Annotated in this window: 13 protein-coding genes and 3 pseudogenes; 7 read left to right on the top strand and 9 right to left on the bottom strand. The window is 69.3% G+C overall.

Going from position 1 to position 16,686, the window contains the following annotated elements:
* Positions 1–398 precede the first annotated feature (398 nt).
* Positions 399–962, top strand: coding sequence for a hypothetical protein (locus M4D54_RS09740; protein WP_193865151.1), 564 nt, complete (start codon positions 399–401; stop codon positions 960–962).
* On the opposite strand, the gene M4D54_RS09735 is transcribed toward M4D54_RS09740, so the two are convergent.
* The 3 genes from M4D54_RS09735 to manA are packed head-to-tail and all read right to left on the bottom strand — an operon-like array spanning position 963 to position 3,588.
* Positions 963–2,093 (bottom strand): hypothetical protein, encoded by a 1,131-nt coding sequence (locus tag M4D54_RS09735; protein ID WP_193865150.1) that lies wholly within the window; start codon positions 2,091–2,093, stop codon positions 963–965.
* Positions 2,090–2,377 carry a PqqD family peptide modification chaperone gene (locus M4D54_RS09730; protein WP_193865149.1) on the bottom strand — a complete coding sequence of 96 codons (288 nt, stop codon included), beginning with the start codon at positions 2,375–2,377 and terminating at the stop codon, positions 2,090–2,092. The genes M4D54_RS09735 and M4D54_RS09730 overlap by 4 nt, the downstream gene beginning before the upstream one ends.
* Positions 2,374–3,588 (bottom strand): mannose-6-phosphate isomerase, class I, encoded by a 1,215-nt coding sequence (gene manA / locus M4D54_RS09725; RefSeq protein ID WP_193865148.1) that lies wholly within the window; start codon positions 3,586–3,588, stop codon positions 2,374–2,376. Before manA ends, M4D54_RS09730 begins: the two co-directional genes overlap by 4 nt.
* Positions 3,589–3,708: 120 nt before the next feature.
* Here manA and M4D54_RS09720 point away from each other — a divergent pair, with 120 nt between their 5' ends.
* Positions 3,709–4,542 carry a nucleotidyltransferase family protein gene (locus M4D54_RS09720; protein ID WP_259784673.1) on the top strand — a complete coding sequence of 278 codons (834 nt, stop codon included), beginning with the start codon at positions 3,709–3,711 and terminating at the stop codon, positions 4,540–4,542.
* Here M4D54_RS09720 and M4D54_RS09715 read toward each other — a convergent pair.
* The 6 genes and pseudogenes from M4D54_RS09715 to M4D54_RS09685 form a co-directional block, all read right to left on the bottom strand.
* Complete coding sequence (locus tag M4D54_RS09715) at positions 4,442–5,056, bottom strand: VanZ family protein (protein ID WP_259891124.1); 615 nt, start codon at positions 5,054–5,056, stop codon at positions 4,442–4,444. The genes M4D54_RS09720 and M4D54_RS09715 overlap by 101 nt on opposite strands.
* Entirely contained in the window at positions 5,056–6,540 is a 1,485-nt protein-coding gene (locus tag M4D54_RS09710; RefSeq protein WP_259891123.1) for a sugar transferase, read from the bottom strand. Before M4D54_RS09710 ends, M4D54_RS09715 begins: the two co-directional genes overlap by 1 nt.
* Before the next feature lie 425 nt (positions 6,541–6,965).
* Positions 6,966–8,389, bottom strand: a pseudogene (locus M4D54_RS09705) (IS1380 family transposase).
* A gap of 414 nt (positions 8,390–8,803) precedes the next feature.
* Positions 8,804–9,679: pseudogene (locus M4D54_RS09700) on the bottom strand (IS5 family transposase); the annotation flags it as partial.
* A protein-coding gene (locus M4D54_RS09695; RefSeq protein ID WP_259891132.1) for an IS3 family transposase occupies positions 9,607–10,757 on the bottom strand; the annotation gives its coding sequence in 2 pieces (ribosomal slippage) (positions 9,607–10,487 and positions 10,487–10,757; 1,152 coding nt in all). The gene M4D54_RS09695 and the pseudogene M4D54_RS09700, both read right to left, overlap by 73 nt.
* Before the next feature lie 464 nt (positions 10,758–11,221).
* Complete coding sequence (locus tag M4D54_RS09685) at positions 11,222–12,139, bottom strand: hypothetical protein (RefSeq protein WP_259891122.1); 918 nt, start codon at positions 12,137–12,139, stop codon at positions 11,222–11,224.
* Between the two features lie 130 nt (positions 12,140–12,269).
* On the opposite strand from M4D54_RS09685, the gene M4D54_RS09680 reads away from it, so the two are divergent.
* From M4D54_RS09680 to M4D54_RS09660, 5 genes and pseudogenes are all read left to right on the top strand, one after another.
* Positions 12,270–12,782 carry a hypothetical protein gene (locus M4D54_RS09680; protein WP_259891121.1) on the top strand — a complete coding sequence of 171 codons (513 nt, stop codon included), beginning with the start codon at positions 12,270–12,272 and terminating at the stop codon, positions 12,780–12,782.
* 53 nt (positions 12,783–12,835) lie between these two features.
* Positions 12,836–14,450: pseudogene (locus M4D54_RS09675) on the top strand (type IV secretory system conjugative DNA transfer family protein); the annotation flags it as partial.
* A gap of 102 nt (positions 14,451–14,552) precedes the next feature.
* Complete coding sequence (locus M4D54_RS09670) at positions 14,553–15,143, top strand: hypothetical protein (protein WP_259891126.1); 591 nt, start codon at positions 14,553–14,555, stop codon at positions 15,141–15,143.
* The gene (locus M4D54_RS09665) at positions 15,140–15,352 is read left to right on the top strand and encodes an AlpA family transcriptional regulator (protein ID WP_259891120.1); all 213 of its coding nucleotides are present in this window, start codon (positions 15,140–15,142) and stop codon (positions 15,350–15,352) included. The genes M4D54_RS09670 and M4D54_RS09665 overlap by 4 nt, the downstream gene beginning before the upstream one ends.
* Before the next feature lie 145 nt (positions 15,353–15,497).
* The gene (locus M4D54_RS09660) at positions 15,498–16,565 is read left to right on the top strand and encodes a site-specific integrase (RefSeq protein ID WP_311199695.1); all 1,068 of its coding nucleotides are present in this window, start codon (positions 15,498–15,500) and stop codon (positions 16,563–16,565) included.
* Positions 16,566–16,686 lie beyond the last annotated feature (121 nt).

Below are 16,686 nucleotides of genomic sequence, written 5' to 3'. Positions count from 1 at the left end.
GCCGACGGCCAGCTCGCCGGCGGCCCCGTCAACGGCGGCAGCGCCGTGATCGAGTTCGTGCAGGAGATCCAGGAGCAGCTGGCGGAGGCACAGGCAGGCGGGGAACTGTCGTCCGGCGGCTGAGTGCGAACAGGGAAGCCGACAGGGTACGCCTCGCTCCGGGCGCACCAGGTGGCGCATTCCGGGGGAGGCGCTTTCAGGCGGGCAGGGGGACGGCGGACCGTCACACCCTCGATAGTGGCATGCCCTCGGCGAATTAAGAAGGAGGGCCGTCGCACTTCTTCACCTCCGGCACCCTTTTGCGACCTCACCGTCGGGCAAATTTCCACGAGTTCACCGCGTCGCCACTTTTATCTGAACATTTCCGACGATCCGCCTGTGCCGTCTAGTCTGTACATATGAGCTCTCCCGCCCCCGTGCGCCACCCGGAGTCGCAGCAGCCTTCGGTCCTGTTCGTGTGCACAGGCAACGTCTGCCGCTCCCCCTTCGCCGAGCATCTGCTGCGCGATCGATTACCCGGCATCCGCACTGCAAGCAGGGGTATCTTCGCCCTGGAGGACAGGCCGATGGATTCGCAGATGGCGGGCGAGCTCTCAACGCGCGGCGTCGACCCGCAGGGCTTCCGCGCCCGCCAGGTATCCGCCGCGGACCTCGGGGCGGATCTGATCCTCACAATGTCGCGCCGGCAGCGCACCTACCTCCTGGATGAATTCCCTGCCGCAGCCCGGCGCATCGGACACATGGGACATATTCCAGAGCTCGTTCGGATGGCGTCGGAGAATCCGAATTCCTCACTGAAGGAAATCATCTCCGCGTGGACGCGCCGGGCGGTTCCCGCGGGCCTCGACGTCCCCGATCCCTACGGCAAGGATGCGGCGCAAGCGGCACGGACGGCCGCGTTACTCACCGAGCGGGTGGAGCAGCTGGTGCCGGTGCTGCGCCGGGGCGTCCTCGCCCCCTGATCAGCCTCGGCGGGCCCAGCCGTGGGCCACGAGATCCGAGACCGTGCCTCGGACAAGGGCCGTGCTCTCGGGGTGTTCTCCGATCTCCTCGACCACCAGCTGCTCCAGCTGGTCGAAGGTGAGGGGGCCCGCGTCAGCGAGCAGGTCCCAAACCAGTCCTGCGAGGCCCGGCAGGTGGATCGCGCCGTGCTCACCGAGCAGGAACAGCCCGGACTCCATGGCGAGCGCCTGGCGGAAAGGAACGGCCGCTATCCTGCCAGGCGCCGGCGCCGTGTCCTCCCAGGTGACCACGTCTCCGGGCCGCGGCTCGATCTCGGCCGTCTCGGCGTGCTCGGCCGGCGGCAGGCGGCGCAGCAGCTCCTCGAGCTCGGCGGCCTCCCGGTAGCGCACCTCCAGAGCGCCGCCCACAGAGTTCAGCAGTTCGGCGAGCGTGGCGAGACCTCCGGGCAGCGCCCACAGCGAGGAGGTCTGCGGCACGATCCGGGTCAATGCCTCGGACAGCGGCACCCGCGTCACCGAGGACCCCTCTTCCGGCTCGTCCTCGTCCCGGATCCGCTCGAGCAGCAGCACCATCGCCGGCGCCGGGGCGGCCGCCTCATGGGCGGGGCGGAGCCCCAGGCCCCCCAGGGCGAGGTCCCGTTTCGCGCCGAGCTCCGGGTCGTGCTTGGAGACGGGCTTGGGATAAGGCGTGAGCGCGAAGGTGCCGGGTGTGATGATCGTCAGCTCGTCGGTGAGGTAGGCGCCGCCCCGTCCCAGCATGGAGGAGGCGGTGGACTTCCCGGCCCCGGACGCGCCGACGAGCACGAGGATGCCGAGCTCGGGGTGGGCAACGGCGCCGGCGTGCAGGAGCAGGCGGGTGCCGATCAGCCGGCGGATCACCTCGCGGGTGAGGTGGCCGGAGATGGTGTAGCTCGCCTCGGGCCGCGCGGGCAGCGGGACGGCCCCGGCGGGGAGGTCGCCGCTGGGGAGCGCGTAGTCGAGGCGGATCTGCGGTGTCGCGCCGTCGTCGTCGGCCGCACGCAGGTGATACCAGAGGGCGTCGATCTCCTCGGCGACGGTCTCGAGGCCGGGTCCGAAGGTGAGCAGCACGCTGTGGCCTGCGACCTCGAGCCGGTTCGCGTTGGCGGTCACGCGGCGTCCCCCTCGATCGTCTCGAGGATCCCACCCATATCGAGCTCGGCGAGGAAGACGGTGATGATCTGCTCGGCGTCCTCGGGCACGTCCTCGACCTCCTGCCGCAATCGGGCGGCGAGTTCGGTGGGACTCGCGGTGCGGCCGGGCGCATCCGCGAGCAGCTCGAGCACGAGAGCGCCCACGCCCTGGATGCGGTTGATCGGGCCGTGGGGCAGCGCCCCCACCCACAGGTCCTCCCCGTCCCAATCGCTGACCAGGGGGCGCAGCCGGTAGCGGGTCACGGGACGCTCGCCTGGACGAAGCGGCCGGAGCCGCCGGCGTGGAGCTGTCCGGCGGCGGCGGGCACGAACAGGGCCTTGCCGGCGGTGAGCACGTGGCGGCCCAGGTCGCTCTGCACCAGCACCTCCCCCTCGAGGCCGAGAAGGGTGCGGGGCCCGCCGCCGGGGACGCGGTGGCAGGCGCGGAAGGTGCCGGGCGGATCGGTGAGCGTGGTCATCGAAAGCTCGAAGTCGTCCACGGGCGCATAGTAGGCGACCGATGTCGCGTTCTGCCGCTCCGGCGCGACGCGTAGCGGCGGTGCGGCCTGCACGCTCACGCACTGCAGCATCTCGTCGGCGTCGACCTTCTTGGGGGTCAGCCCGGCGCGCAGCACGTTGTCGCTGGCGGCCATGATCTCCAGGCCCACGCCGCGCAGGTAGGCGTGCAGAGTGCCTGGGGGCACGAACATCGCCTCGCCCGGGCGGAGGGTGACGGGGTTCAGCAGCAGCGCGGCGACCACGCCGGGGTCGCCCGGGTGGTGATCGGCCAGCAATGCAACGGTCTGGTCGATGCGCAGGGAGGGCGAGTGGCCGGAGTCGGCACGAGCCCGGCAGGCCCCGACGACTTGCTGGACCACATCGGGGCCAGGGCGCATTGCCGAGGAGACCAGGGTGCGGAACGCGGCGCGCATGCCGTGGGCGGTGGGGCTGCGAGTGAGGAGCGCATGGAGGCGGTCGGTGAGATCGGTGCCCAGCCCCTCCAGGAGCGCGGCGGCGCGGCGCGGGGTGCGGAACCCGCACAGCGCGGTGAAGCGGGTCAGCGCGATCAGCATCTCGGGCTTGTGGTTGTCGTCGCGGTAGTTGCGCAGCGGCGACTCGAGCGGGAGCCCGGCCGCGGTCTCCGCGGCGAAGGACTCCTGGGCGTGCTCGCGATCGGGGTGGACCTGCAGGGACAGCGGCTTCTCCGGCGCGATGACCTTCAGCAGATAGGGCAGGCGGGCGCCGAAGGCGCGCTCCACGCCGCCGCCGAGCATGCGGCGCGGGTCTGTGGCGATCGCGGCGTCGAGCCCGGTGCCGGCGTCCTGCCCTGTGGCGAGGGTGGAGGGCGCCAGCGGATGCGCCCCGTACCAGGCCTCGGCCCAGGGGGCGCCGTCGGCGGGGCGGCCCAGGAACTCGGGGATCGCGGTGGTCGATCCCCAGTCGTAGTGCTGGATGCGGCTATCGAGCTCCCACACGTCCGCTCCCCCTTCCGTTCTCGTTCGTGCGTCCTTCTGCGCTCATCACGAGCGTCCGTCCGCCCGCGGGCACTGCTGCCGATCCCGCGGCCAGGGCCGGCGGCTCCTACACTTGCCCCCATGACATCCCCCGTGCAGGTGCCGGTCCCGGTGCGTCTGCGCATGGCCCATGGTTGCCTCGACCATATTGCCCGAGGCGCGGGTGTGAGGATCCTGCATCTCAAGGGCGTGGCGCTGCATCCGTTGCTGGCCGAGGGCCGCGCCGGCTCCTCGGACTGCGACGTGCTGGTGGACCCGGGGCAGGTCGCGCCGCTGGTGGCCGCGCTCGAGGCCGACGGATGGGGGCAGTTGACCACCTTCGAACACGGCAGCGTGTTCGCGCATGCGGCGACGTTCCACCACCGCGTGTGGGGAACGGCCGATCTGCACCGCGCCTTCCCAGGCCTGGACCGGGATGCGGCGGCGACCTTCGAGCGCCTGTGGGCGCATCGGGAGAGCGTGGACCTCGGCGGCGCCCCGTGCGCGGTCCCGGATCTCACCGCGCAGCGTCTGGTGCTGCTGGTGCACGCCGCCCGCGATGCGAGCGGCCGCTCCCGTCATGACGTGCGCGTGGCCTGGACCGAGGTGGACGAGGCGGAGCGCGCGCGGATCAAGGGTCTCGCCGCCGAGCTCGGTGCCCAGGTGCCGCTCGCGCTCGCGATCGGTCGCCCGGAGACCGTGGAGGGCCTGCCCGGGGCGCGGGTGTGGCAGGCGGTGCACGACGGCGCCGCCCCGCGGGAGGTATGGCGGGCACGCCTGCGGGACGCCGACGGCTCCTTGGCGAAGGCCCGGCTGCTGGTCGAGGCGCTGCAGGTCAATCGCGATCATCTGGGCCTCCGCCTGGGCCATGCCCCGTCTCGGGGCGAGGTGCGCCGGGAGTGGTGGGCGCGCTGGGGGCGCTTCCTGGGTCGCTGAGTCCCGGCCGACGGGCCGACGCGTCGGCCGGCCGCTCCGTGCGGCGGTTCCGTGCGTGCCTCCCGGCGAGCCGTCGCACGAGCAGCCCGAGGCCGACGCCGAGCGCGGCACCGGCGGTGTTGGCGAGGATGTCGACCAGGTCCTGCTCCCGCGTGCCGATCTCGCCCTGGTAGAGCTCGACCGCGATCGAGAGCCCCGCGCCGGCCGCCACCAACCACCAGGTGGGCACCAGCACGGCGAGCGCCGCGAAGAACGGCACGAACAGCGCCACGTTCGCGAGCGCCGCGAACATCTCCGGGGTGACCTGCTCACGCAGGCCCACGGCACCGGTGACGGGGTACCAGATCCCCACGTTCAGACGGTTCACGGCCCAGCCGTCCGAGGTCAGCAGCAGCGCGCCCGCCGCGAGCGGATAGAGCAGCAGGACGAGCGCGGCGAGGAGGCGGAGGGGACGGGGCAGTGCGCTCTTGGGGCGCGCAGCGGTTGCTCCGCCTGGAACGGGCCGGGTCATCATCAGTAGGCACCCGAGGAGGCGAGCACGGCCTTGACCGTGCGGATGAGGATCTGGAGGTCCTGGGTGAAGGACCAGTTGTCGACGTAGTAGGTGTCCAGCCGCACCGTGTCCTGCCAGGAAAGGTCGCTGCGACCGGAGACCTGCCACAGTCCGGTGATGCCGGGGCGAACGTGCAGGCGCCGACGGGCGTCGTCGTCGTAGCGCTCCACCTCACCGGGCAGGGCTGGGCGGGGGCCGACGAGGCTCATGTCGCCCCGTAGCACGTTCCACAGCTGCGGCAGCTCATCGAGGGAGAAGCGGCGCAGGAAGCGTCCGGGGGCGGTGATGCGGGGGTCGTTCTGCATCTTGAACATGACCGTGTTGCCGCGGTCCTGGACGGCGCGCTCGACCATCTCGACCTTCACGGCCTCGGCGTCGGTAACCATCGTGCGGAACTTCAGGAACTCGAAGTGCGTCCCGTCGCGGCCCACGCGCTGCTGGCGGAAGATTACGGGTCCTCTGTCGTGGGCGCGGATGCGCAGCGCGATCACGGCGAGCAGCGGGGAGATCACCGCGAGGACGAGCGCGGCGACGACCACGTCGAACAGGCGCTTGGTCCAGCGCAGGGCCTGGCGGGCGCGGGGCAGATCCATGTGCACCAGCGGCAGCCCGGCGACGGGGCGCATCGTGACGCGGTCCGCGGAGATCTCGGTGAGGGCGGGCACCACGATCACGCCGATCTTCTCGTGCTCAAGCTTCCAAGCGGTGCGGCGGAACTCCTCCGCGCTCGAGGTGGACCCGGCGGTGAACAGCAGCATGTCCGGCGCGGCGGACTCAGCGATCGCCAGCAGGTCACGCTCCGCCCCGAGCACGGGGATCCCGAGCCGCGAGGAGTCGGCGATGCCTCCCGGGGTCACGGCGCCCACGATGTCGTAGCCGAGCCACCGCTCGCGGTGTAGGGTCGCGGCTATCCCGTCGACGTGGCCGAGGGAGCCCACGGCGATCACCGACTGGCGGAAGGCCCCGCGCACGCGGGCCGCGGCGAGGCCGCGCCGCAGCAGCAACCGGTTCAACAGCAGCAGCGGCGGGCCGGCCACGGAGAAGACGACGAAAAAGGCGCGGGAGAGCTCGAGATCCAGCAGGTAGACGAGCGCGCCGATGACACCGAAGGCAGCGCCGGAGGCGTGGAGGACATTGCGGTAGAGCTGCGGGCCGGAGGTGAGCTGGCGACGGTCGTACCCGCCGAGCATCGCGATGGCGGCCAACCATCCGAGCGCCATGACGAGGGAGGCGCTGGTGACGTTCTCGCGAAGATCACCGGCTGGCGGCAAGACGAGCTGGCGGACGGCAAACGCGATGCCCACCGCGAGGGCGAGCGCGAGCATGTCCGCGACGATCATGGCCGGCAGCGTCAGCAGGCGCAGCCGTGCCTCCGACGTGCGCTGGGTCCGCGTCGAGGGTCGATGGCGCGCCTGCGCGGCACGCTCGACATCCAGATCAGTCAAGGTCCCCAACCCCAGATCCCCCGGAAACAGCGTTCAACGGCCCCTCCACGGCTCATCGGCGACCACAGCCACCGTCTCACACCCCTGCGCTGGACCGCTCGACCCGACGCCACGCGCGCGCGAGGGAGATAACGGACGAAACGATTCTTGGTTGCGACTTTAACGGCGTGTAACAACAGATGAGCAGAGTTCTTCGCAAATTGTGATCGGAGCCGCTGGCCTCACCCGGGTGGCCACGCACCCGAGAGCGAGAGATAGCCTCGATCTTTCATGGTGCTGCTGAGCGGCGGTGTCCGGCGTTGTTGCCGGTGTGCGCGAGCTGATTGTGGCATGAGGGTGTGACGGGTCGCCGCGTGTCGATCGCGGTGGCCGGGCGTTCCGGTGCCAGGGTCCTTGGGGAGTGCGGTCAGCGACGGGGCCGGGAGCTATCCGGCCGGGGCGGGAAGCTGGGCGAGGCGGTCGTAGCCTGCCTGGATGATCCCGGCCCAGCGTGACCGGTCCGAGAGATGCAGGACCCGCTACCGGGCATGGCGAGCGAAGGTTGCGGCGGTCTGGAACAGACGCAGTCGCTGGCGTTTGGGTTCCCATCGCCGTGCCGAGGAGTCGGGAAGCGCGAGCAGGCCCATCCAGGCAGTGATTTCGCTGGCCAGAGCGATGATCTGGCACCAGATCCGGTTCTGGGCGAAGGATTTCAGCGGCAGGTTCCGTAAGCCAGCGTCTTTCGCGGCCCGGATCCGGTCCTCGCATCGCGCCCGGCGGCGGTGACGGACTTCGAGGTCAGCCAGCTGCCCCCGGGTGGGTGGGGGCACCTCCCCCGAGCGCAGCGAGGAGGGGGAGTGGTCGCGAAGGCGGTCAGGCGGTAACCGTCGACGTCCTCGAACCGCAGCTGCGCCCCGGGATGCGGTCGCTCGCGGCGGACGATGACCCGCATCCCCTTTGGCCAGTCCTTGAGGTCCAGCAGTCCGGTCAGCTCGGCCACGTCCGCCCCTTCTCGTGGGGTGCCGTCGGGGTCATAGGCCGGCTCCCAGACATGCTCGGGGATGATCCGGTAGACCTCCGGGGTGTTGGCGGGCAACGTGAATCCCACCGAGTACGAGACCCGGCGTTTGACCAGCTCCTCGATGGTTTTCTTGGTGGAGCCGGCACCGTCGATCCGGATCAGCACCTTCTTCCCCGGCCTGGGCCCCAGCCCTACTTGGGCCAGCGCCTGTCTGATCACGGTCTTGTGGTCAGCAGCCGTGTTCGAGCCCGCGTTCCCGGGCCGGAGCAGGCAGGTCAGCATCTCCCCACCACTGCCTTCGCCGTGGTCGGCGAAGGCCAGCAGGGGGTGGAACCCGAATCCCTTCTTGAACGTCGCTCGTGCGTTCTCCTTCTCGCTATGAGCTGTCACGAGGGTGGCGTCGAGATCGATGACCAGAGGGTTCTTCGCGGTGACGTGATGGCTCGGGGCATGGCTGCCGGCCCGAGCCCACGCCGCCTCGCGGGCGCGGCGGCGGGCGGTGTTGATCGCGCGTTCGGCAGCATCGACATCGCTGGCCAGGAGCGCGAGCAGGCGAGAGATCGTGGGATCCGAGGCCACCTGACCGTAGACGTCCGGCTCGGCCCGCACCGCGGCGACGTCGGCCAGGCAGTCCCCGCCCACAGCCAGTGTCAGCGCGAGGTCGAGCAGGATCTTGCCTGGATCATGCTGCGCCAACGGGCGCCGCCACGGTCCCAGCGCTTGCGACAGGGCCCGGTCCAGGCCGGTGGCGCGGACCGTCTCGGTCAGCAGCACCCCGCCCGCCTGCCCCACCGCCGCACTCGGTGCGACATCAACCTGCACCCGCGGATACAACCCGGTAGTGTTCACCCTGAAGGTGCTCCTTCGACCTTGGAGAATTGGACCTTAAGCAAGCCCTATTCTTCCAGGTCAGGAGCACCTTTCCGCGTCTACGACCACTCCTCGGACACCTCAACGATGAAAGCCCGAGGGTAGGTCCGTTGCGTGAGCGCGCGAGAGAGCTGGACCGGCTGCCGCGTGGTGCTCGGCGTGAGCGTGCCGGTGACGTCGGCGATGATCGCCTGGTTCGTGGTGGACCTCTAGCTCATCGGGCCGGGGCCAGCTCAGAGAAGCGGCCTGCGGATTCTCCCGACGCGGGCCTCAGTACCTCCAAGGGAGCAGCACCCACGGTAGTCGGATCGCCCAGAAGCCAGAGTATTGCGGTGCACCACGATTCAATCGCGTGCACGAGACACCCGGCCCACTAGGGCATGTCTCATAAATCTTGGTCCAGGTGATGCAGGCCGCGAGGACGACGGCATCGCGGTAGGTGAGGGCGAGCTTGTCATAGCGGGTGGCCAGTCCTCGCCACTGCTTCGCGAGAGCGAAGGAGCGCTCGACGACGTTGCGTCCCTTGTGGGCGACCACGTCGAACCCGGGCGGGCGCCCGCCCCGGGAGCCTCTGCGCTGGCGGGCAGCGATCTCGTCCGGCTTCTGCGGGATCACGCCCGTGATCCCGCGCCGGGCGAGGTGTCCGCGGTTGATCCTCGAGGTGTAGGCGCGATCGGCGAGGACCGCGTCGGGGCGAGTGCGGGGCCGGCCCGGGCCCAGGCGAGGAACCCTGATCTCGGCCAGCACCTCGATCAGCATCGCGCCATCGTTGCGCTGCCCGCCCGTGACGACCGCCGCCAGCGGACGCCCGTTCCCATCGACCACGGCATGGATCTTTGTCGTCAGCCCACCCCTTGACCGGCCGATGTCGTGACCTGCAGGTTCACGTGCGCCACCCAGAGAACTGTGGACGAAGTCCTCACCGCGCGGCCTGTGATTCACTCCGGCCCCCGTGTCCTGCTCGGGACGGGTCGTGTTGCTCGCGTGCTGATGCGCACGCGTGATCGTCGCGTCGACCGACACGTCCCAGGAGATCTTCCCGGCCGCGTCGGCCGTGGCGAGGGGCTGTTGGAGGACGTGATCCCAGGTGCCGTCCGCGGCATAGCGGCGATGTCGCTTCCAGACCGTCTGCCACGGTCCGAAACGCTCTCGCGGGAGGTCCCGCCACGGGATCCCGGTGCGGTGAGCCGCCCCCTTCATTCGGTCCGGACGTTCTGTGAGTCGTCGGTTTCCATTTGATGGGTGCACTGCCGAGCGTACTCGGCTGGGGTTAGGTAGCCGAGCGAGGAGTGCCGGCGGTGGTGGTTGTACTCGTCCTTCCAGTCGCCGATGATGACCTGTGCGTGCAGCAGCGAGTAGAAGCTGTTGATGTTCAGGCACTCGTCGCGGATCCGGCTGTTGAATGACTCGACGTATCCGTTGCGCCACGGCGATCCCGGCGGAATGTAGGACAGGCCGGTGCGGGCGCCGGCCCAGTCGGCCATCGCCTCGCTGATGAACTCCGGCCCGTTGTCCGACCTGAGCACCGCCGGGGCGCCCCGGGCGGCGACGAGGTCCTCGAGGTGGGCGGTGAGTCGGTCGGCGGTAATCGAGCGCTCCACCAGCCCACCGATGCACTCCCGGGTGTGCTCGTCGACGATCGAGCAGATCTTGATCGGCCGGCCCTGCTCGTCGGCGTCGAACTGGAAGTCCACCGCCCACACCACGTTCGGTGCATCCGCTGTCGGCGGGTCGACGGTGGAGGATCCGACTCGCTTGCGTCGACGCCGCTGCGGGACGCGAAGCCCCTCGTCCCGCCAGAGGCGTTGGATCTTCTTGTGGTTCACCACCCACCCCTCGGCGCGCGCATCGTGATACGCCCGCCGATACCCGTAGCGGGGATGGTCCTTCGCCCAGCCGCGCAGCCACTCCCTGAGCGCCCGATCCGGGTCCGTGACCGTGTCGGCGTTGAGTGGGCGGCGGTACGCGGAGCGTGGCAGCCCGGCCAGATGGCACGCCATCCGCTCGCTCACCTGCAGTGTCCTGATCAGGTGAGCGAAGGCGGCGCGGTGCCTGCCCGGGCCTAGAAGTTTCCCTCGGCCAGCTCCTTGAGCGCCGCCTTCTCCAGCTCCGCTTCCGCGAGCAGCCGCTTCAGGGTCGCGTTCTGCTTCTCCAGCTCCTTCAGGCGCTTTGCGTCGTCGGCCTTGAGGCCGCCGTACTGGTTCCGCCACCGGTAGTACGTCTGCTCGGACACCCCGAGCTCCCGGCACACCGCCGCGACGTCCTGACCATCGGAGAGCATCCTGTCGGCCTGCCCGAGCTTACGGACGACCTGTTCGGGGGTGTGACGCTTCCTGCTGTTCGTCATGATCTGACCAGTCTCCCTGCCCGCGACCGCGGGCAACAGGACGACTCTCATAACGACTGGACCTACGAAACGGGGGCAGCCCAGAAGGCTCAATCGCGCGCTCCACATGGCCACGGTCACCCGAATGGTTCACGACCCCGAGGCACGCGCTTACGTTGACAGACGGCGAGCTGAGGGGCGCACGACAAAAGAGATCCGACGCCGCCTCAAGCGCTACCTCGCCCGGCGGATCTATCGAACTCTCGAGGCGCTCCACGCGGCGCCGACCACGGCTTGACAGACATAGAAGAGTCCATCGACCCCACACCGCCTGCGCTGATCAGCCCCCGGCCACCCGAGTCCACGCACGCGTCGACAACGTCGTGACCTCATACATCTAGAGTCCGCATGAGTTCTTCGGACATGGAGAACAAGGCAGCAGGAGTCGGGTCGGAACATGGCTGTGAGTGCTTGATATGGCCGACTCACGCCAAGTTACTGTTCGCGTACCCGATCAGGTCGTGGAAGAGCTTATCCGTCGCTCGTGTCTGAACCGTGCGGCTTGCGTCCTCGTATGAGACCTCTCCACCTCCGATGAGAACTGCGCCAATGTCATGGGCGAGTGCATTGCGCAACTGCCACTCGGGGATTTTCGTTTCCCAGGTCTTCTCCGGCTCAAGTGCCTTGACCACACGATTGCGCCGCCCATCGTCCTGGACTTCACGCCGGAGGAGGTCTAGGACCAGTTGCTCAACTTGTGGAGATGCAGGAAAGCGTGGTGCGTTTAGCAAGGCGCGTTGGCGAGTGAAACTCTCGACGAGAGAGAAGCACGCGAGCAAGATCGCTTTCTGAACGGTCGGCTCTTGGGTAGTTTCAAACATTGCCCGTAAGGCCTCAAGTTCATCGATGAGCGTGCCGAGGGAGACTGGCCGCAACCGATACAAGTCAAACAACTCGTCATCGGGATCGCCGTTCAGGTCTTCTGGATCCGGTTGCCAGTACTGGTGGCTGCTCGGTAGGTCGTGCTCGTACAGGGCCGTCGGAAGCAAATGGTCTACAAGTTCCAGAGTTTCCTCCGACCGCGCGTCCAAGGTGGGGAACGTCAGTAAGAACTCCCCTTCTGAGGTGGTGGAGACAGAGGGTTCCCCGAGAGCCCCCAACACCAAGATTCGTGTTATTGAGCTTAAAGTCGGGAGCCACCGAAGCGAGACGGCTGTGACCGCTCCCGCGAAAGGCAACGGCACTCTCAACGCGTCTAGAACAGCAGGAATGAGGTCAGGGTCAATCTGGGAAGCTCGTGGAAACTCGACGTAGTTGCCGAATGCGAAGTCATCGTTTCCCGTGTCTGTCTGCGGTTGCAGGTCGAGGAGCTCGATCAGGTTTTCGATGTTCTGCTGCGTCATCCGACCTCATCTCTTCAGCGCATCGATCAACGCTGTCCACATCTACCAGACCTTCGCCCGCGAGGCCGCCGCACACGCAGGACCTGCCGAGGCACTTCCACGCAGGAGGATTCTGGCTCACCTGGCCGCTATGAGGAGACCTGAGCCCGAAGCCGTCCCGGTGTCCATTCCGCTTGTGGTGCTCGACGTGCGTGAGGACGGCACCGTGGGCGTCACTGTCGACGGGAGCCCACTGCACCCGGACCCTTTCGCGCCGCCGTTGCGGGGTTCCTCGTTCGGGCAGATCATAGACCGCGCCACGGATGACCGGACGACTCCGGCGCGGGTCGAGGTTCGCGAGGCGGACGGGACGACCTTCACCGACATCATCGCGGCCCAACGTCGCCAAACACCCGACCCGACGCCTGAACGCGAGGAGCCAGCGCCGCGGACGGTGTTCCATACTGTCGAAGGCGACGGGTTCGTTCCCGGTGAGGACGTGGCGGTCGCCGTCGTCACCGGGCACACCGACGCGTCCGGTACCGGCACGGCCCGCCCTCCCATCGACCCCGCCCGGCTCGGGCCGGACGCTGAGAGCGGGGTCGTGGAGGTGGTGCTGTTCGGCCGCATCTCCGGCACCACGATCATCCGGCGACTGCCCTGAACAGTCAGGGTCGGCAGACCGGCTCGTTCGGTGATGAGCTGACCAACGCGGCCATGATCGGGCTGCTCGGGCTGCTCGGCGTCGCCTTGGTGCTCCGCAGCGCCGGGTCCGTCGCGGCAGTCCTCACCGGCACGAGCCAGCCCGCCGGTGGTCCCGCATCCGGGATCGGGGTGCTGTTCGATCCGGGCGATCCCGCTGGCGCCCTGGACGCGCCCGGCCTGAGCCCGGTCGTCTACTGGCTCGTCACGGGCCTCCTGCTCGCCGTGCTCGCATGAGGTCGCTGCCGCCGCGTCCGAGAAGGCGCTGCCGCGCCGCGCCAGGAACCTCCGCCCAGGCTTGGATGATCCTCGCCCGCAGGATGTCGGCTACCGGCTCGGCGCCTCCAAGGGCGCGAGTGTGTGGGCGTCGGTGGAGGACTCGATCATGGTTATCGGCCCGCCCCGCTCCGGGAAGGGCCTGCACCTGGTGATCCCCGCCATCCTCGATGCCCCCGGCGCTGTCGTCGTGACCTCAACACGTCCCGACAACCTGACCGCGACCCTGCACGCCCGCAGCCGGGTCGGGCCGGTCGCGATCTTCGACCCACAACACCTCGCCGAAGGCTTGCCCACGGGAATGCGGTGGTCACCGATCCGGGGCTGCGAGTCCCCGCAGACCGCAATAATCCGCGCCGCCGGGCTCGCCGCCGGCACCGGCCTCTCATCCGGCGGCGTCGACGGCGGCGGGTTCTGGGAAGGCAAGACCCGGGCCGCGCTGCAAGCACTTCTGCACGCCGCCGCGTTCGACCACCGCCCACCCGCCGAGCTGTTCCGCTGGACCCTCGACCCGACCGCAGCCGGCGACGCGGTGGCGATCCTGACCGGCTCGGCCCAGGCGGCGACCGGATGGGCCGAGTCTCTGGAAGCGATGATCGACTCCGACCCCCGCACCCGCGACTCCATCTGGCAAGGCGTATCCCTCGCCCTCGGATCGCTCGCCGACCCCAGAGTGCTCAATGCCGTCTCACCCGGCCCAGGTGAAGGCTTCGACCCCGAGCACTTCATTCAGCACAAGGGCACCCTGTTCCTGCTGGCCACCGGGTCGGGTGCGGGCGCCAGTGCCGCGCTGGTCGCGGCGCTCGTCGAAGACCTCATCGAGACTGGCCGCCGCCTGGCCGCGCGCTCACCCGGCGCCCGGCTCGATCCACTGATGCTTCTCGCGCTGGACGAGATCGCCAACCTCTCACCCTTGCCGTCGCTGCCGACGCTGATGGCCGAAGGCGGCGGCTCAGGCATCACCACCATGCCGGTGCTCCAGTCCCGCGCGCAGGCCAGGGACAAGTGGAACGAGCACCAGGCCGTCGCGATCTGGGACGCCTCGATCGTCAAGGTCATCCTTGGCGGCGCGTCCAACAGCCGCGATCTGCAAGACCTCAGCGCGCTGGTCGGGGAACGCGACGAATACACCGACAGTGTGACGCTCGGCGACCACGGCACCCGCTCCAACCAGCGCTCCGTCCGACGGGTGCCGATCTTCCCGCCCGACCGCATCCGCCGGCTCCCGTTCGGCACCGGGATCGTGCTGCTGCGCTCCGCACCACCGATCGTCACCGACCTGCACCCGTGGCCCCAGCGCCCCGACGCCACCCAGCTCACCGCGGACCGTGCGCAGACAGAAGCCCTGCTGCGCTGCTCTGACACCCGAGCACACGCCAGTCGCCTCCGCGCCCACCTGCCTGCCACAGCAAGCCCCGGCATGACCGGGGACCGCGAGAGCAGACAGGAGTACACCATGTCCGACGATCCCCGCGACGATGACGCCACCACGCGCGACCTGCCCGGCCCAGACCTGGACGATGACGGCGACGAGGGCTTCGAGGACCCACTGATCGCCGAGCCGCCGCACCCGATCAACTGGAACCTGCTGAACGCCGACGACGCCGAGGTCGAGTGGCTGGAGCTGAACAGGTGGGTGGACTGGCTGCGGCACACCTACGGTCTGCCCGCCGCAGTGATCCCGCCCGCCTGGTACACCCACCCGGAGCTGCTGTGGGAACTGTCCGCGCTGCACCTGCACTGGCTGTGCGCCTACGACCCCGAGCAGAACGGCTCCGTACCGCTGGGCTGGCACCGCGACTTCGTCGACGCCCGCCAGCGGCTGCGCGAATGGATCGCCGCGTCGGGCACGAAACTCGACCACGACCGGCCCACCCGGCAGACCGTCTGGCCCGGTGAGGAACCCGCCGACCCGATCGAAGACGTACCGATCATCGACCGCGACGCCGAGTTCGTGGAGTTTGTCATGGCCGACGTCCAGGCCCGCCGCGACGCCGAGGAAGCGTTCTACCGCACCCTCGACCCCGACACCGGAGAACTGTCATGAGCGACGACGGAACCCTCATGGTGTCGCCGCTCATGCACAGCCGCGAAGTCGCGGCGTGCTTGAAGGTCTCGGAATCCACCCTCTCGCGGTGGCGGTCTGCCGGCACCGGGCCGCCGTTCCTACGCCTCGGCGGGATCGCCCGGTACCGGCTCGACGCCGTCGATCGCTGGCTGGGTGAATTGGAACACGACCATGCCCCGGAGAGCTAAGCCGCAGCCGACCGCCGAGCCCGAGCCGGTCCCGCCTATCGGGGTGAAGGTCTCCACGGACATGGAGCGCCGCTCCTACGGCATCCGTGCCCGCGCCCGATGGACCGACCCGACCACCAGGCGCCGGGTGACCCGCTCGGAGATCGTGCGGGACGAGGCCGCCGCACACGCGTTCTTCGACCAGCTCCGCAACTCCTCAACCAAGGGCATGGACGTGTCCATGACACTGCTGGAGTTCGTCGCCTCCATCGGCGACCGGTGGGCGCGGAGCCCGGACCCGACCTCCACCGGCGAGACCTACGGGTACGGGCTGAAACTCCGCGTGCTGCGCGCGCTCGGGCATCTGCCGGTCACCCAGATCACCGCGGGCATCATCGACCGCACCATCGATGAGTGGGAACAGCGCCACGGCGCCTCGACCATCAAGAACACCATCGCCCCGCTCGTGCGGGTGCTCGATGAAGCCGTGCGGGACGGGCTGATCCAGATCAACCCCGCGAAGAACCGCGCCACGCGGAGCCTGAACCGCAACGCCTTCCGCGGACAGTCCGCCGAACACGCCTCCCCGCGTGCGCACGCGATCCCCGACATAACGACCCTCAACCGCCTCGCACGCGCATGCGGGAGAGTGCATCAGTCCTACAGCGACTTCGTGATGCTCGCCGCCCTGCTCGCCGCACGATCCTCAGAGGTCTCCGGGTTGCAGGTCGGGGACGTGGCCTTCGACAAGAACCTCGTCGTGATCCGCCGGCAGGTCTTCCCCGGCATAGGCGGACTGGTCACCAAGCCGACCAAGAGCCGCAAAGAGCGCCGCGTGCCGATCCTGGAACCGCTACGGCCCGTGCTGGAACGCCTCACCGACGGCAAGCAGCCGGAAGACTCGTTGCTGGTCGGCCCGAAAGGCGGCTACCTCACCACCGCGACCGTCCGCGACGCCACCAACTGGGACGGCATCGTCCCCAAGCTCGGACCGCCCGACCTCACCCGGCACGGACTGCGCCACACCGGGGCCACCTGGATGGCCGACGCCGGCGTCCCGCTGCACGTGCTCCAGGACATCCTCGGGCACGCCTCAATGGAGTCCACCCGCGGCTATCTACACCCCGACGACCGCCACCTCGCGTTGGCGGCCGAGCAGGCCAACGCCTTCCTCTCCGCCGCCGGACAACGCAAGCACGCCCGCCGCGGCAGCCCCGCGGCCAGGACTCTGTGATGCGCTCCGCAACCAGCGGGAGTGGTCCCGGAGGCGCTCTGGTCCCCTTTTGGTCCCCTTATCCACAGGAAGCCGGTCCGCGGCACCCTGCGCGTCCACAGGCGGTCGTCCCGCACCATGC

The organism is Brachybacterium sp. p3-SID1565, assembly GCF_025143785.1.
Lineage (GTDB): Bacteria > Actinomycetota > Actinomycetes > Actinomycetales > Dermabacteraceae > Brachybacterium > Brachybacterium epidermidis.
Note: the sequence above shows the minus strand (reverse complement) of the source record. Positions and strands in the feature narration are given on the sequence as shown.

What these genes read in the sequence shown, in the direction of transcription:
- M4D54_RS09740 (WP_193865151.1), top strand. Translation starts at nt 399, where the DNA reads ATGAGCTCTCCCGCCCCCGTGCGCCACCCGGAGTCGCAGCAGCCTTCG.
- M4D54_RS09720 (WP_259784673.1), top strand. Translation starts at nt 3,709, where the DNA reads ATGACATCCCCCGTGCAGGTGCCGGTCCCGGTGCGTCTGCGCATGGCC.
- M4D54_RS09715 (WP_259891124.1), bottom strand. Translation starts at nt 5,056, where the DNA reads ATGATGACCCGGCCCGTTCCAGGCGGAGCAACCGCTGCGCGCCCCAAG.
- M4D54_RS09685 (WP_259891122.1), bottom strand. Translation starts at nt 12,139, where the DNA reads ATGACGCAGCAGAACATCGAAAACCTGATCGAGCTCCTCGACCTGCAA.
- M4D54_RS09680 (WP_259891121.1), top strand. Translation starts at nt 12,270, where the DNA reads ATGAGGAGACCTGAGCCCGAAGCCGTCCCGGTGTCCATTCCGCTTGTG.
- M4D54_RS09670 (WP_259891126.1), top strand. Translation starts at nt 14,553, where the DNA reads ATGTCCGACGATCCCCGCGACGATGACGCCACCACGCGCGACCTGCCC.
- M4D54_RS09665 (WP_259891120.1), top strand. Translation starts at nt 15,140, where the DNA reads ATGAGCGACGACGGAACCCTCATGGTGTCGCCGCTCATGCACAGCCGC.